The sequence below is a fragment of the Vibrio gazogenes genome, assembly GCF_002196515.1.
GTDB lineage: Bacteria > Pseudomonadota > Gammaproteobacteria > Enterobacterales > Vibrionaceae > Vibrio > Vibrio gazogenes_A.
In genome coordinates this window covers 158,654-176,003 of record NZ_CP018835.1, presented here as the reverse complement: position 1 = coordinate 176,003, position 17,350 = coordinate 158,654, and the positions used below count along the sequence as shown (strand labels likewise).

Sequence of the window (17,350 nt, the reverse complement as noted above, 5' to 3'; positions counted from 1 at the left end):
CTTATATATCAATGCTTCCCGAGTAAGTGAGTATTTATTCACTGCTAAATTGGTCTATACCAGACCCTTGTTTACAATGTAAATTTATTACAAAAACACCCCAAAAGAGGAAGTCTTGTGTATAAAAGGTCATCATTACAGTGATTTTCGCTATCGCATTGGTGATAAATTTATCGAAATTTATGGATGAATCTCACAGTTGAGATTTTCATCTGGATAGCATGGTGGTTGGATGCGGGATCTTAAGGCAAAAAAAATCGGCCTTTCAGCCGATGGGAAATAAAAAAAGGAACAAAATACGAATGGAAATCACTAGCCAACTAAGGCTACAGGTTGTGAACCGAGGTTCACGTACTCCATACGGTCATGCATAACTTTGATAGCCTGACCATATTTGAGTTCTTTACCCGGAGCCAGTGTAAATGCTTCCAGTTCAATGCTAGCGCATAAACTGGCATATTCACCGACTTCCAGAACAATAAAGCGACCAGCGTTCATTCTATTCTTTAGCTGGACAATCTCCCCGACATGCGGGACGGTTTCTGCATTCTGGATATCAAAGAACCAGCTTTTCGGTTGAACGGGTTTATGAAATCTTTTCGCTGCGACGCAGTTTAGAATGAGTTCAACTTTTCTGGGTTCAGACAAGTCCAGATACGCAACACTCTCTTTAAACACTTGGTAATCACTGGCATCATCAACAGTGAACTGACCAGAAGTAAAAGCGCAAGTAACAAGCAGCTTTTTGGGTAAAAGGGTTTTAAAAACCATCTCATTTCCCAAATCGAGCATTAAGTGGCCTTCGCTATCACAAAAATACCAGTTCCATTTATCACTCGGTTTCAGCATATTACAACTCTTTTCAATACGGATCATTTATGATACTCGTGCCCTGATAGAGCAGTTTACCAACGAATCAATATCATTCTAAAAGTGAAAAGAGAAAAAAAAAGAGGAAATGAATGCTCATTCCCTCTCGAAAATTTCAGGCTGATTTGATGTAAATCAGTGCAATATTGTCAGATGACTATAAATTTTTGACGATGTCTCTTACTAGACCAGGCCCATGGTAAATAAAACCCGAATAAACCTGCACCAATTTAGCACCTGCCAGTAGTTTTTCTTTGGCAGCAACATAAGAGTCAATACCGCCCACACCAATGATTGGAATTTGCTCACCCAATTCCTGATATAATTTGCGAATCACTTCGGTACTTCGAAGTTGTACAGGACGCCCACTCAAACCACCCGCTTCATTGGCATGTTTCATTCCTGCCACAATTGAACGATCCAATGTCGTATTCGTTGCAATCACACCATCGATATTGTTGCGCAGCAGAGACTGACAAATCTGTTCGAGTTCATCATCACTTAAATCCGGTGCGATTTTCAGTGCAAGCGGAACATATTTATCGTGCAGCTTCGCTAATTCAGCTTGTTTTGCTTTTAATAACGTCAGTAGTTCATCCAACGCTTCACCGTACTGCAACGAACGCAGTCCCGGTGTATTGGGTGATGAGATATTGACAGCTATATATCCGGCATATGGATACACTTTATCCATACAGATCAAGTAGTCATCCGCTCCTTTCTCAATCGGAGTATCTTTATTCTTACCGATATTGATTCCCAGAACGCCATCATAGTTTGACTTTTTGACATTCTCGAGTAGTTGATCAACACCTTGGTTATTGAATCCCATCCGGTTGATAATCCCTCCCGCTTCCACCAATCGGAACAGTCGAGGTTTATCATTCCCGGGCTGTGGCTTTGGTGTTACCGTGCCAACTTCAACAAAACCAAATCCCATGGCACCAAATGCATCGATACATTCTCCGTTTTTATCCAGCCCCGCCGCTAATCCGACTGGGTTTTTGAACATCAAGCCCATACATTCGACCGGACGATGCGGTAAATGCTGGCGGTAAAGGAGATCAAGAGGTGTGCCTGTGAAACGTTTAAAATTTTGAATTGCAAGATCATGTGCCTTTTCGGCATCCAGTTGGAAAAAGCCACTTCTGGCGATACGGTAAAGCATTGTGCCTCCGAAAGAAAAAAGCCCCGTACAAACGGGGCCTTATTATTTACTCATTTGCCGAACAATTCAAATTTAATAATGTAATTCGTAATGACAAGCAGTGATCTGTACTAACCATAGATACACATCAAATCCTTAAGAGGATGATGAACTAACTTCGATTTAAACACACGATTGGTACACTGTACTTTTGAGCACTTCGGGCTATTGAGGACGGTGAAATAACATTCAATTTTTTAGTGTTTCCTTCTTTATAGCTAATACCTTGTTCATCTAAAAAAATGCTAAGTATCGACGACTTAATAACTTGTTTATCTGTGCTTGTTACTAATCCAACCACTTCACCGCTTTCTGAAAGAACAGGACCACCAGTATTACCTTTACTAAGGCTATTTGTAATACTCATATAACGAATATCGTTATAATCGCCAGAAGCTAAGCTGATAATTCCATCGGTAATTTTCCCTTGATAGGAAGGTATTTGTGAGTTAATAAGATCCGATAGGTCATAACCATATGCATAAGTCCTATCCCCTTGGGTTGTCTTCCTTTTGGAACTTATACTTACACTAATTTCTGAAGGTTCAGACGATTTCAAAACTGCTATACCATTTACCTTATCAACACGTATCACTATTGTATTTATTAATTTCCCATTCCTTTCAAAGTTTATTTTTGTGCATTTTTCTACAGCTTCGCTTGTTGTAACAATATAGTATTTGTTTACAAAGAATCCACTAGCTGCAAAAATTAAATCCGGTATGTAGCTAACACCATTTGACATAATGTTATAATTTGTAACCATATTTACCCTACTGTCTTGAGGACTATTTGAAGACCAAGGCTTACCGTCAACTTCAGTAATACTACAGTTCTTACCACCTGATTTTTTACAAGTTTTAAGAGCCATATCCCTAGCTGATTCTTGAGTCGTAGCCCCCCATGAGGCACCAGATATATTATTCAGACCAATCGCAAATGCTTTATGATCTGTTTGCTCCTGATATTTTTTGTAAAGATCTGTTGTAGTCATGGCTACGACAACTTTTGATGTAAACAATATCATAGTAAGACCCAATACACGGACCACCATCTTATTCATAAAAAATCCTATTCATTATCAAGTGTTAGCATCAATATTGACATTCAAAAAATATGTTTATACCTTCAGATTAGACTATTTGAAAGCTTTGTGTGAGTTCCTTTATCGGGAAGAAGATGATAACAAATATGAAGTGATATAAAAAATCCCCACTAATAAAAAATTAATGGGGATCATCTATAACCCTAGCACTATTCGATGCTTAGAAAGCCAAGTAAATCTCTATCATCTATTTACTCATTTGCCGAACAATTCAAATTTAATAATGTCAGCTCCCTGAGTGCCACTGAGAATTTGGCAAATTCATGAACAGCCCCGACTTTAAATTCGTTGAGGATATTCTCCCACCGTTGCAAGGTCATCTGGTTGGCTTCAATCCATTGTTCCAGTAGCGCGATTTCATCAAATGAATCGTCGAGACAAGCACAGGAAAGAACCTGAGATGTTAACTGACGCTGTTGCCAATCGAGATCTTCCCTAAATGCAGCGCGAGCTAAGGCCTGCCAATTATTATCAACCGCCTGATGATTGATTTGCTCTAAGAACCAGTGCAGTGATAAACGAACACCAAGGTGGAAATATAGCTTCGCTGTTTGCTGAACTGTAATCCCTTTTTCTCGGGCGACGATACAAATATCCAATGCAGAATTGAGACTGGAAAGTCGGGAAACATAATGTGCCATATCGTCATCGATTCCCTGGCCGATCCAGCGGTTAGCAAGCGCATCGTGATCACTGATTTCTCTGCCAACCAACACCTCATTCAAATGTGTCGCAATTTGCTGCACATCATCTTTATAAAGTTCGATCAGTTCATTAACCGATTTTTTCCCCATATGATTGCGGAGAATCCAACGGGACAAACGTCTTAAAAATCGCCGGACAACCCCCAGCACTTCATATTGTGCCGCTGTGGTAGCCTGATTATCTAGCACCCGAATTTTTTCCATAATATGGTCAAGGTTATAGATATCTCTAGCCGCACAATAAGCATTGGTAATCTCAACCACACCGGCTCCGGTTTCATCCTGTAAACGAGAGACAAAATTACAACCCATTTCATTGACCATTTGATTCGCCAGCGCTGTTGCAATAATTTCGATTCGCAGTGGATGTGTCGGAAGTAACTCAGCATAGTTACGCCGTAACTCAGAAGGAAAATATTGAATCAACTGCGTCGCATGGTAACTGTCATTAGCAATGCGTTCATCCGCCAACTGCTCTTTCAACACCATTTTCGCGTAAGCGATCAGAACGGACAACTCAGGACGAGTCAGCCCGACTTCCTGTTTTTCACGCTCCAACAGGGTTTCATCATCAGGCAGATATTCCAGCGCCCGATCCAAAGCACCATTCTTTTCGAGTGCATGAATAAAGCGGATCTGCTCTTTGACTAAAGAGACACCTTGCACTTCAGCCACCGAAATCGATTCGGCCTGCTGATAAGCATCAGCAAGAACGATCTCTCCCACTTCATCCTGCATTGATTGCAGTAATTGATTGCGTTTTTTCATGGTCAGCTCACCATGTGCAACCAATGTATTCAGGAAGATTTTGATATTGACTTCATTATCCGAACAATCAACACCACCGACATTATCAACAAAATCAGTATTGATGCGGCCCCCCTTCAATGAATATTCGATGCGCCCTAACTGCGTCATCCCGAGGTTGCCGCCTTCTCCGACAATTTTCGCTTGCAAATCAGTGCCATTAATTCTCACAGCATCATTGGCTCGGTCACCAACATCAGCATCGGTTTCTTGGGCAGATTTAACATAAGTACCGATTCCCCCATTCCATAGCAAATCAACATCCATTTTCAAGATTAAGCGGATCAATTCATTCGGCGCCAGTCGTTTTTGATCCGTTTGTAGCATGGTTCGGACTTCCGGTGACAGTGTGATTGATTTCGCCTTACGCGAGAAGATCCCACCTCCTTTTGAGATCAACTTCTGATCATAATCTTCCCATGATGATCTGGGCATTTTGAATAAACGATCCCGCTCCTGCCAACTCTGCGCAGGATCCGGATCGGGATCCAAGAAAATATGCAAATGGTTAAAAGCCGCCTGCAAACGTGTATATTGTGATAACAACATCCCGTTACCGAATACATCACCGGCCATATCACCAATTCCAATCGCGGTAAACTCGGAGGTTTGACAATCAATTCCCAACTCCCGGAAATGACGTTTAACCGATTCCCAACCACCTTTCGCAGTGATACCCATTGCTTTATGGTCATAGCCGTTTGAACCACCGGAGGCAAATGCATCTCCTAACCAGAAGCTATATGCCTGTGAAACAGAGTTAGCAATATCCGAGAATGTTGCCGTCCCTTTGTCTGCTGCAACCACTAAGTATGGATCATCAGGATCATGTCGAACCACCTGGGCCGGTGGCACAACATCCCCTTCTTTAATATTGTCTGTAATATCCAGCAATCCCTGAATAAACTGGCGATAACACCGTTGTCCTTCCGCAAAAATTTCATCGCGATTACTAAACAAATATTGTTTCTTACAGATGAAGCCACCTTTGGCTCCTACAGGAACAATCACAGTATTCTTCACTTGCTGAGCTTTGACCAACCCCAGAATTTCTGTGCGATAGTCCTCAAGTCGATCCGACCAACGCAATCCGCCTCGGGCAACTTTACCACCGCGTAAATGGACGCCTTCAACATCCGGTGCATAAACAAAAATCTCATAAGCAGGAACTGGAGCTGGAATATCAGGTATATCCCGTGGACTCAGTTTCATCGATAACCAAGGTTTCGGCTGCCCTTGCTCATCCGTCTGGAAATAATTCGTCCGCAGTGTGGCCTGAATCATTTCCATGTAACGACGTAAAATCCGGTCATCATCGAGACTTTCAACATCTTCAAGCTGAGCTGAAAGCTCATTCACCAATTTCTCAAATGTCCGAGTACGTTTCTGCTCATCTGAAGCCGGATTGAAGCGCGCGCTAAACAGACCAACGAGCCCCTTAGCCAAGTGAGGATAATGATTGAGTGTATCTTCAATATATTGTTGGCTGAACGGGAAGCCAACTTGCCGCATATACCGGGCATAAGCTCTCAGAATAGAAACTTCTCTTCCCGTCAGTGAAGCGCTCAATACCAAACGGTTAAATCCGTCATTGTCGAGTTCTCCGCGCCAAATTGCAGCAAAAGCCTGCTGGAAACGATCCCTTGATTCGCGAATATCAATAGCCATGTCTGTTTTATGTAGCATGGAGAAATCAAGAATCCAGTAAGTCTGCCCATTGGTTTTATCCACTTCATAAGGAGACTCGCCAATCACTCGAAGTCCGAGATTTTCAAGCATCGGCATCACATCGGATAAATGAATCGGTTCATCCCGATGATAGAGTTTCAGTTTGACGACCTTGGAGTGACGATCTTCTTCCTGTGGGCGATAAAACAACATGTCTAATTTATGCGATTCGCTTAAGGACTCCAGCCTTTCGATGTCCGCAACAGCCGTACTTGGCATCATGGCTTCTTTATAAGATCGCGGAAACGCTCGCATATACTCTTTTGAAAGTGGTAATCCTTTACTCTCACCTGAATCCGCAACAATGGCTTCAGATAATCGATCATCCCAACTGGTCGATGCTTCCATCAAGTTTTGCTCTATTCGTTTCACATCAATATCCATATTATTGTTATCAACCCGTACAATATAATGCGTTCGGGCTAACGGACTCTCTGAGAAATACACTGTATAATCAACGGGTTGTTTTGACTCAAAATAATCAGCAAGCACCGTTTGTGTTTTTTTCCTCAGTTCGGTCGTATGTCGATCTCTCGCAACATAAACCATACAACTGAAGAAGCGCCCGAATGGGTCTTTGCGGACAAATAACCGTAACAGATCCCGATCCTGCATCTGGACCACACCCATCCCGACTTCAAGTAATTCTTCCTCATTGGCCTGTAACAGTTCATCCCGTGGGTAATTTTCGAGAATATTGTGCAATGCTTTATAAGAATAAGCTCCCTCGCGATAGCCACTGGCAGCAAGGATCCGGCGGACTTTATCACGGATCAACGGAATACTTTCAACCGTTTGGTTATAGACCGCTGAAGTGTATAACCCCGTAAAACGATGCTCCCCGATCACTTTGCCATTTTTATCGAATTTTTTGATCCCGATATAATCGGTATAAGCCGGACGGTGGATCCGGGACTGACCATTCCCTTTGGTCATGATCAACAAGAATGGCTTCGTTGCTTCCAAACGTGCGGAGTCAGAAAAATCGGAGAGCTTGACACCTCTGACCCGCTTCGGATTAGAAAAAAGTCCCAGTCCAACATCATCGGTTGGTTTGAGCTCCCCGCCTTCTGCGGTATCAATCAAATCGTACTCTTTGTAACCCATGAACGTGAAATTATGGTTGGCTAACCAACGTAAGAACTCAATTGTTTCGGAAAAGCGTCCTTCATCAATCGGTAGTTGCTTTTTCTGTTTTTCCAATTGCTGAATGACACGATTGAGTTGTTCAACCATCGGCATCCAATCTCTGACAACCAATGCAGTATCTGCGATCACTCGAATCACTTCTTCGCGCAGATGTTTTATCTTTTGAGTATCCGTTAATCGATCAACTTCAATGTGAAACATCGAATGCAGCTCACCCTTACGCTGACCAATTGAAATAATTTTATTATTCTCATCACGCTGAACCTGAGCGGGACCATGCAGCATGATATGACAGGCCAGATCAAGGCGATTCAAAACCATTTTTATTGAATCAACTAAAAAAGGCGTATCGGGAACGACGACTTCAATAATCGTATGTGTGGACTGCCATCCATGTTTGCTAACCACTGGATTAAAAACTTTGACGGATTGCTCCGTGACTTGGGCTTCATTCAAATGATGCCAAAGACTAATGACCGCCCCATAAAGATCAGACTCCGTTCGATCAGTCAGATCATCCTGTGAAATGTTATTAAAAAGATGCTGCGCCAACTGCTTAACGACCGAATGTTGCTCAGAATCGAACTTCGATTGGATCAGTTGGTATACTTTCTCAACTAAAACTGGCTGTAATGTATCGTGGGAGCCCATAGAAACCTCATCTATTACTGGATTGCCTGTCATTTTTATTAGTTTATGCGTTAAAGAGAATATTTTTGTAAAAGAAACAACTGAATTGTGAAGTAATTTCGATAAAAATTAACTAATTCGTATCACAAAAGGGAGAATATGTTGCGTAAATGTCAAATCAATTCAAGGCGCTGGAATTTATGTTGTGCATCAGTCGTAAGACGGAAGCGCCCCTTCAAACCAAATTGAGTCAAATAAGGACGAAAATGTGTCGCGGGAAGTTGAAGTGTGAGTCCATTATCGGTTTTCACAACAAGATGGCTTGCCGAACCGGAGTAATGTGCAAGGTATTCCTGATAGGGAATATAAAGCGAAAAATAAAAATATTTCATCAGTGAATAATGACCGTGGCCAAGCCACGGTCTTTCCTCATCTAAACTAATGATAATACAAACTAAGCTTCCAGCGCTTTGGTTACTTTTTCATATAAATCTTTTGCGAGATTATCCATATTGAGTAACGCCTCTAACTCTTGCTTCATCAATTTCTGACGAACTGAGTCATAACGCTTATATTTCAGCAATGGATCAATCAAACGTGAAGCAACTTGCGGGTTTATCGCATTCAGTTGCTGTAATATTTCACCGGCAAAACGGTAACCGTTCCCTGACTTGTCATGGAAACGTGCAGGATTCTGATTCAGGAATGAACCAATCAAACTCCGAATACGATTCGGGTTTTTCAGCGTGAATGCTTCGTGGTTCATCGTTTCCTGAATCACCGCCAGCGCATCTTCTGCCGAGTTGGTTCCTTGTAACGCAAACCATTTATCCATCACCAGACCATCGTGTTTCCACTGACGACTATAGTCAGCCATCAATGTTTCACGACACGGAAGTTCAGCCTGATTTGCCGCCGTCATGGCAGCGATAGTATCGGTCATATTATTAGCATTTTGGTACTGCTGATGTACCAAGGCATCCCCTTGTTCCGTCAATGCTAAATAGGATAAGCAAGTATTTCTCAGAGAACGTTGGCCAATCGCGGCATGCTCAATGGTGTATTCATCTTGCTTCAACGAATGATAGAATGCTGAAAACTCATCTTGTAACTCTTGTGCTAAAGCATTTTTGATCGCTTTCAATACCAGCGAGATCGCATCAACATCAACCGTTTCAAACCAACCTGACACTTCATTATGATTTGGCAGTGCCAACATCTCAGCAATAAATTCATGATCCAAAGATGGATCGAGCAATACACCGCGGAAAGCATCCATTACCGATTCAGGCAACTCAATTGACTGTCCCTGTTGCACTCGCTCAATATTGGCGCGAATATACTTCGCAATCAGCATTTGTCCGGCATCCCAGCGAGCAAATTCATTTCTCGCATGGATCATCAAAAATGCTAATGCTTCATCTTGATAGTCATACACCAGTTTCACCGGTGCTGAGAATTCTTGCATCAGAGAAGGGATTGGCTCGCTGCTAACCGACTCAAACACGAATGTCTGCTCTTCTTGGGTAATATCCAAGACATCTGATACCTTTTCACCGTTACAACGTAACTCAATAATATTTCCTGTGGCATCATAGAGTTCGATAGCAAGAGGAATATGAAGTGGCTGCTTTTCTTTTTGATCGGCTGTCGGTGGCGTGTGTTGCTTCACTGACAGTGTAAATGTCTGCGCGGCTTGATCATAAGTACCGCTCACTCGAAGTTCCGGAGTTCCCGATTGGCTGTACCATAAACGGAACTGCTGCAAATCAACACCCGATGCATCTTCCATTGCCGCGACAAAATCTTCACAAGTTGCAGCGGTGCCATCATGACGTTCAAAGTAAAGTTTCATCCCCTTCTGGAAATTGCTTTCACCCAACAAGGTATGAATCATACGAATTACTTCGCTGCCTTTTTCATATACCGTCAAAGTATAGAAGTTATTCATTTCGATCACTTGCTCCGGACGAATCGGATGTGACATCGGTGAAGCATCTTCGGCAAATTGTGGTCCGCGAATAATACGCACATTATGAATACGATTGACTGCCCGCGAGCCCAAATCTGAAGAGAACTCTTGATCACGGAAAACCGTCAACCCTTCTTTCAGACTAAGTTGAAACCAATCCCGGCAAGTGACACGATTCCCTGTCCAGTTATGAAAATATTCATGTCCAATCACCGCCTCGATACCAAGATAATCCGTATCGGTTGCTGTTTGATCATTGGCTAAGACGAACTTGGAGTTAAAGACATTTAACCCTTTATTCTCCATCGCACCCATATTAAAGAAATCGACGGCTACGACCATGTAGATATCTAGGTCATATTCCAGCCCGAATCGCTGCTCATCCCATTTCATCGCGTTGATCAGCGAGCGCATCGCATGATGAGCGCGGTCTAAGTTGCCTTTATCAACGAAAATTTCAAGTGCAACATCTCGGCCGGATACGGTTTGGTAAGAATCGCGAAGCACATCAAAATCACCGGCCACTAACGCAAACAGGTATGAAGGTTTTGGATGCGGGTCTTCCCAACGAACCCAAGACTTCCCTTCATCGGTTGTTCCCTGCGCAACTTTGTTACCATTGCTGAGCAGATAAGGATAATTTTGCGGGGCAATAATTGTGGTGGTATATCGTGCCAGCACGTCAGGTCGGTCAAGATAATAAGTGATGCGGCGGAACCCTTCAGCTTCACATTGTGTGCAGAATGCACCGTCAGATAAATATAAACCTTCCAACGCTGTATTTTCTGCCGGATTAATCAGTGTCTCTATTTGTAGTTCAAATTGAGTAGGAAGATTACTCAATTCTAAGCCGGCTTCGACAACCTGATAATCCGTCCACGGTTGCTGGTCAACCTGAACACTCACCAACTCAAGGGCTTCACCATCGAGCGTCAATTGATTGCTTTCTTGTAACTGTTTCACCTGAGATACGGCGACGACGCGAGTTTGATTTTCATGAAGGTCAAACGTGAGATTGAGATCAGTGATCGTATGAGAAGGCGATTGATAATCTTTACGATATTTGGCTTGAAGCGTACTTGCCATCTTGAATCCTTTTGCGTTAACGATATAAAACTTTTCCAGAATGATGGAAATAGGTTTGTCAGAGATATAGAACGTTTTCACGTCTATAGATAAGGCTACTCTAGGCGATTCTCATATAATTCTCAATGACCGAACAAGATTATCTGTCGATGTGCCGATGTTGTATCTTGCGATGCTGCAATATCATTCAATACTCATCGGCAAAGACTCAGACTTACTCAACCCGATTCAACACCGCAACCATTGCGCCATTTTCAAAATTAACCGTGAGCTGATCAGCACTAACCTGAAAACGGGTATCGTGCTCTCCCTGTTCATACAATAAAACCAGATGATCGCTCTCGGTATAATAGACACCACGGTGGACCGCTTCATTGCCTTGTTCATCAACAGACCGAATAAAAAATAAGAAATCAGGTTGTAGAATCAGTTGAATTTGTGTCACACCAACCACATCTAACTCCGTTCCCGATAGGTACTCACTTTGCCAATAGCCAACCAGAGAACGAGCAAGTGATTTGACGAAAGTAACCCCATTTAACATCAGTCGATTATGGGTTGTCTGATAGGCATAAATTTGTGGTTCAATCATGTGGGTACCAAGCATTAAAGTGTCTTGGCTCGCGGTATATCCACCTTCCCAATATTCGACTGAACTATCCCGCTTCTTGACCTGAACGGCAAATGTATAACTGGAACTCAGTGTCAGATGGATAGACATAAAATCCTGATGCGGGTCTTCCGGATCTGGATTCACCAGATACCACTCACCGATCAAAAAAGGAAAATCGAACTGAGTGAGATCGCTCTTGTGACTGGAACTCAATCCACTACCAGAACACACGAAACTGAGGATAGCGACATACCATTTCACATTGCGCATCAGATATTCTCCTCACTTTTTTCTTTAAGCTTAGAATCCATATACTGATAAAGCGAACAATTCCATGATTGTCTCAAGATGCAAAAAGACAGAGACAGAAACGCATGAAGCAGATAAAAAAGAAAACGCGCTTTCAAAAAGCGCGTTTATCTATAAAAGTCAAAAAATGACGAAATTAAGAACCAATATTGACCATATCAACGGTAATTGCGACGGCTTCATCCAAATAAGCATCCGGAGCAACATAGTCCTTCGGAATATCTTCGAACTTGGCATAAGGCTTATGACCTTCTTGCTTCTGGCGTAGATTGATCCGTTTTAATTTCAGTGCATCCGCAGCATCAGTCTCCTGACGTCTGACAGCTTCATTCAAAGAAAGCCAATTCTCATTTTCTTTCTCCTGTTTATACTTCGCAATGTCTTGCTCGATAAACTGAAACTCCATATCTTTGGCAATGCGTTTTTCATGGCGTTTTTTTAGTGCCTGAATCAGCTTTTGATAGTGATGCACTGGTGTGTAATCAGCACGAGTAATGCTATCCCAAGGTAAGGCATTATCTTCAACACTTTCACCAGTTTCGCTCGGATCAACAGCTGTCGGGAATGCAATATCAGGGGCTACGCCCTTATCCTGAGTGCTACCGCCATTAATGCGATAAAATTTCTGGATGGTATATTGGATATATCCCAATGGCTCACTGAACAAATCGTAAATACTATTCAACGAGTAATGTTGCTGAACCGTCCCTTTGCCATAGGAGTTTTCTCCGAGAATTACAGCACGATCATAATCCTGCATAGCGGCGGCAAAAATTTCAGAAGCCGAAGCACTATAACGGTTAATCAATACCGTTAAAGGCCCATCATAACTACTCTTGCCATCGGTATCGCTGTTGATGTTTACTTGTCCGCGGCTATCACGTACCTGAACCACCGGTCCTTTTTTAATAAATAAGCCCGTTAATCCAGTCGCTTCAGTCAGCGCACCCCCACCATTATTACGCAGGTCAACAATCACACCATCAACATGCTGCTGCTTAAATTCAGCCAACAGCTTATCGGTATCACGGGAAAGTCCGACATAAAAACTAGGCACTTCAAGCACCCCGATTTTCTTGCCGTCTCGCTCAATCACTTTTGATTTAACAGCCCGATCTTCCAGACGAATTTTATCTCGTGTAATTGTGACAACGTGACTTTTAGCATTCTTGCCTTCTGGCAGGATTTGCAATTTAACCACGGTGCCTTTCGGCCCTTTGATCAGTTGTACGACATCATCCAGACGCCACCCAATTACATCAACGATTGCTTTACCTTCCTGACCAACCCCGATAATACGGTCACCCTCAGAAAGTTTGTGGCTTTTATCTGCTGGTCCACCAGCGACTAATGAACGAATGACGGTATAATCATCCGTCATTTGCAACACAGCACCGATCCCTTCCAGCGACAGGTTCATTTCAGATTTAAACTGCTCAGCACTACGCGGAGAAAGATAGCTGGTATGCGGGTCAATCTGACGCGCAAAAGCATTCATAAACAGTTGAAATACATCTTCACTATGTGTCTGAGTCAAGCGTTTGATTGCATTATTATAGCGTTTCGTTAGCGTCTCTTTGATTTCCGGCCATTTCTTTCCGGTCAGTTTCAAATTCAGCGCATCATATTTCACTCGCTTACGCCATAAATCATCTAATTCCTGTTGATTCTTCGGCCAAGCCTCTTTCGAGCGATCTAATTCAATCGATTCCTTGGTATCAAATTTTATTTCATGATCCAGTAATGAAAGTGCATATTGAAATCGCTCGTAGCGTTTTTTAACGGAGATGTTGTATACATCAAACGCAATTTGGTCATTGCCTGCATTCAGTTGGTCGTCCAATTCAACTGACCACTGTTTAAACCCATCAATATCTTTCTGAGTAAAAATATTACGGTTGTAATCAAGCAGACCAAGATAACGCTGAAATATCTTTTTGGAAAATGCATCATCCAAATAAATATGCTTATAGTGAGACTGCACAAACTTATTCTTAACCCGTTCCGTCGCAAGCGAATGTTGACTTTCGGGAGCAAGGACAGGCAGATCCGATTCACGGATTGAAGGTGCAGAGGCTTGAACAGAAGAAACTGCCAGCCAAAGGCCAGCAGTAATTAGTGTCAGTTTTGAACGGCATTTCATGCGTAGGAGGCTCTCCTTTATGCGCTTAAGTGCTCCGCTTTAATGACCATTTGTAGGCCATTCCCAAGCTGTACGCGCACATCTTCCTTATTGATCTCAACAATGGTCGCAGCCATGTTGCCTTTACCCATGGTGACTTTGACCTGACGACCCACACTTAGTTCATCAGCAGTCAATGCCCGGGCTTGTACGGTTTTTTCCTGAGCACGTTTTACCGTTTTTGCCTTAGGATTTGGCTTCCTAGTTTTAGGCTGTGCATTATTCTTTTCTTGTTTCTGTTTTTCTTTGCGTCGAGCCTGAACTTTTGCCTTACTCTCGGCCAGTGTGTTCTGGGCATGTTCAACATGTTCTTGTTCTAATGTACCACATGGATTCCCATCTAAGTCAACTCGTTCGGCACCGGGTTTTACCCCATGCAGATAACGCCATGAGGAGGTGTACTGTCTTAATGCTGCACGAAGTTGAGTTTTACTCACCTTCGGGTCACCTTCCAGACGTTCAACAAGATCTTGAAAAATACCAATTTTCAGTGGCTTAGCTTCACCTTCTAATGTGAAGCATTTTGGGAAACATTCAGCAATATATGCAATGACTTCTTTGCTGTTTTTTAACTTTTCAGTGTTTTCCATGTGGGTTCCTGGTTACTACGGTTTCATTCCGTAAGACATGAAGATATCAATGTTCGGGTATTATAGTGTTCTGAATCGGAAAAACCACCGTCAGACTGTAAATAATGTCTCGTTAGTCTGTGAATTAAACAGCTTTTCTACCTGAGCCATCATTTCTGTGAGACCTTGTTGATCAACTTCGGAGAATCGTCCTTTGCTCGGGCTGTCAATATCCAATACCCCCCGCAATCGGCCGTGAATCGAAAAAGGGATCACCAACTCGGAGCGACTATCGGCATCACAAGCAATATGTCCGTCAAATGCATGCACATCATCAATCCGCTGGACACAATTGGTTTCAATCGCAGTCCCACAGACGCCTCGACCAACAGGGATTCGAATACAAGCAGGTTTGCCTTGAAATGGCCCCAATACAAGCTCATCGCCTTCTAACAGATAAAAACCTACCCAATTGATGTCGGTCATTTCCATATTCAGAAGCGCTGATAAATTTGCCAAGTTAGCCACTAAGTTGGTTTCAGAACCAATGAATGTCACGGCCTGTTTTGTTAAAAGTCGATACTGTTCAAGTTCCATAAATCTTTCCGTTGTCATGCAATCTGTTCAATCATTGCTATATATTGCTTTAAAAACGAGATATCGCTTTTAAACGAGTCGTTTTATCGCTGAATGACTGATAATACAAGCAAAAACTAACATTCATGTTGTATTGATGCAAATACATCCATATCCGAGGACATCATTTTCATTGTCATCGACGCCACCGCTCCGGTAAACGGGTAGAAAGCTGACAAGAAGACGTCTGATTCTGTATCTTAATATGACTTGTGTATATAATGCTGCGCTTCCCTGCAATTGAACGTTAAATTGAGAGAGTTATTTTGCACACGAATATTTATTTGCCGGATGAATTTCTGCGGACGATTGAACAGATACTGCCATCTCAACTGACGATGGATGATTTTATTGCCGCCTGTCAGCGCCCGCTGCGCAAAAGTATTCGCGTCAATACCCTGAAAATATCTGTCGTCGATTTTTGCCAACGAGCCAAAGAAAATGGCTGGCGCTTAACCCCTATTCCTTGGTGTTCTGAAGGATTTTGGGTTGAACCGGAAGATTTCGACACACCAATAGGCAATACATTCGAACATATGACCGGCTTATTTTATATTCAGGAAGCCAGTTCTATGATGCCTGTCAGCGCATTATTCCATGAGCAGGAAACCGCTTTTGAATCGGTATTAGATATGGCGGCGGCACCGGGGTCAAAAACAACTCAGATTGCTGCTCTCATGAATAATGAAGGCATCGTCGTTGCCAACGAGTTTTCCGCCAGTCGCACCAAAGCCCTGTACTCAAATATTGAACGATGCGGGGTCAGGAATAGTGCCCTCACAACATTTGATGGCCGGGTTTTCGGTGAATGGCTTCCCGAACAGTTTGATGCTGTGTTAATTGATGCGCCTTGTTCCGGAGAAGGAACGGTACGCAAAGATCCGGATGCGATGAAGAACTGGAGCCCTGCGTCGATTGCAGCGATAGCTGAGACGCAGAAGGCATTGATTGAAAGTGCTTTCCACGCTTTAAAACCGGGAGGAGTACTCGTCTACTCTACCTGTACACTGAGTCGTGAGGAAAACCAGAATGTCTGTTATCATCTGAAACAAACTTTTGGTGACGCCGTCACATTCGAATCTTTAGCGTCCCTCTTTCCACAAGCTCAATCCGCTCTGACAGAAGAAGGCTTCCTGCATATATTCCCACAAATTTATGATTGTGAAGGTTTCTTTGTCGCGCGTATCCGTAAAACAGCTTCCGTGCCGACACCCCAAGTCACAAAACGGCTTGGAAAATTTCCCTTCAGTAAAGCGACTCATAAGCAGTGCCAGAGTATTCGTGAGTCGTTAAAGCAATCACTGGATATTGACCTTCCGCCACACAGTCGGATTTGGCTTCGTGATAATGAAGTATGGCTCTTTCCTGAAGCTTTAGAGCCCATGATCGGCCGATTCAAATTTTCCCGAATGGGCATCAAGCTGGCCGAAGCACACAAAAAAGGCTATCGCTGGCAACATCAAGTTGTAACATCCCTGACGTCTGGACATGAAACCAAAGCGATCACGCTCTCACTGGAAGACGCTCGCCAATGGTTTATGGGCAAAGATATTCGTCCGGAACAGACTGAAGCCGGCCAAGGCGAAGTTTTGGTTCAATATCAAGGTGTCTTTCTTGGACTGGGGAAATGGGTCGGTAACCGAATTAAAAATAGCCTGCCAAGGGAGCTGGTAAGAGATGGTAATTTGTTTTAACCAATATTTGTTTTAACCCATATTGGTTTTAACGCTGTCTATTTTAATGAACGCCTGTATTAGCGGGCTTCGGTTTTAACTGACATCAC

At 42.9% G+C, this 17,350-nt stretch carries 11 protein-coding genes; 1 reads left to right on the top strand and 10 read right to left on the bottom strand.

What is annotated here, in order from left to right:
* Nucleotides 1-312: 312 nt before the first annotated feature.
* From BSQ33_RS00785 to BSQ33_RS00740, 10 genes are all read right to left on the bottom strand, one after another.
* Nucleotides 313-849, bottom strand: a complete 537-nt coding sequence (locus tag BSQ33_RS00785; RefSeq protein ID WP_088132917.1) for a cell division protein ZapC — start codon at nucleotides 847-849, stop codon at nucleotides 313-315.
* A gap of 178 nt (nucleotides 850-1,027) precedes the next feature.
* The gene (pyrD, locus tag BSQ33_RS00780; protein ID WP_088132915.1) at nucleotides 1,028-2,038 is read right to left on the bottom strand and encodes a quinone-dependent dihydroorotate dehydrogenase; all 1,011 of its coding nucleotides are present in this window, start codon (nucleotides 2,036-2,038) and stop codon (nucleotides 1,028-1,030) included.
* A 151-nt stretch (nucleotides 2,039-2,189) separates the two neighbouring features.
* A complete protein-coding gene (locus BSQ33_RS00775; RefSeq protein ID WP_088132914.1) occupies nucleotides 2,190-3,140 on the bottom strand; it encodes a trypsin-like peptidase domain-containing protein in 951 nt (316 codons plus the stop codon).
* 233 nt (nucleotides 3,141-3,373) lie between these two features.
* Complete coding sequence (locus BSQ33_RS00770; RefSeq protein ID WP_088132912.1) at nucleotides 3,374-8,221, bottom strand: NAD-glutamate dehydrogenase; 4,848 nt, start codon at nucleotides 8,219-8,221, stop codon at nucleotides 3,374-3,376.
* A gap of 152 nt (nucleotides 8,222-8,373) precedes the next feature.
* A complete protein-coding gene (locus tag BSQ33_RS00765) occupies nucleotides 8,374-8,592 on the bottom strand; it encodes a DUF2835 domain-containing protein (protein WP_021020330.1) in 219 nt (72 codons plus the stop codon).
* A 62-nt stretch (nucleotides 8,593-8,654) separates the two neighbouring features.
* Nucleotides 8,655-11,258 carry an aminopeptidase N gene (gene pepN / locus BSQ33_RS00760; RefSeq protein WP_088132910.1) on the bottom strand — a complete coding sequence of 868 codons (2,604 nt, stop codon included), beginning with the start codon at nucleotides 11,256-11,258 and terminating at the stop codon, nucleotides 8,655-8,657.
* 214 nt (nucleotides 11,259-11,472) lie between these two features.
* Nucleotides 11,473-12,141 carry a hypothetical protein gene (locus tag BSQ33_RS00755; RefSeq protein ID WP_021020332.1) on the bottom strand — a complete coding sequence of 223 codons (669 nt, stop codon included), beginning with the start codon at nucleotides 12,139-12,141 and terminating at the stop codon, nucleotides 11,473-11,475.
* Between the two features lie 175 nt (nucleotides 12,142-12,316).
* Nucleotides 12,317-14,323, bottom strand: coding sequence for a carboxy terminal-processing peptidase (gene prc / locus BSQ33_RS00750; RefSeq protein ID WP_021020333.1), 2,007 nt, complete (start codon nucleotides 14,321-14,323; stop codon nucleotides 12,317-12,319).
* A 17-nt stretch (nucleotides 14,324-14,340) separates the two neighbouring features.
* Nucleotides 14,341-14,952, bottom strand: coding sequence for an RNA chaperone ProQ (gene proQ / locus BSQ33_RS00745; protein ID WP_021020334.1), 612 nt, complete (start codon nucleotides 14,950-14,952; stop codon nucleotides 14,341-14,343).
* A 90-nt stretch (nucleotides 14,953-15,042) separates the two neighbouring features.
* Nucleotides 15,043-15,528, bottom strand: a complete 486-nt coding sequence (locus tag BSQ33_RS00740; RefSeq protein ID WP_088132909.1) for a GAF domain-containing protein — start codon at nucleotides 15,526-15,528, stop codon at nucleotides 15,043-15,045.
* A gap of 305 nt (nucleotides 15,529-15,833) precedes the next feature.
* On the opposite strand from BSQ33_RS00740, the gene rsmF reads away from it, so the two are divergent.
* On the top strand, nucleotides 15,834-17,261 hold the full coding sequence (rsmF, locus tag BSQ33_RS00735) for a 16S rRNA (cytosine(1407)-C(5))-methyltransferase RsmF (RefSeq protein ID WP_088132907.1): 1,428 nt from the start codon (nucleotides 15,834-15,836) through the stop codon (nucleotides 17,259-17,261).
* Nucleotides 17,262-17,350: the final 89 nt, after the last annotated feature.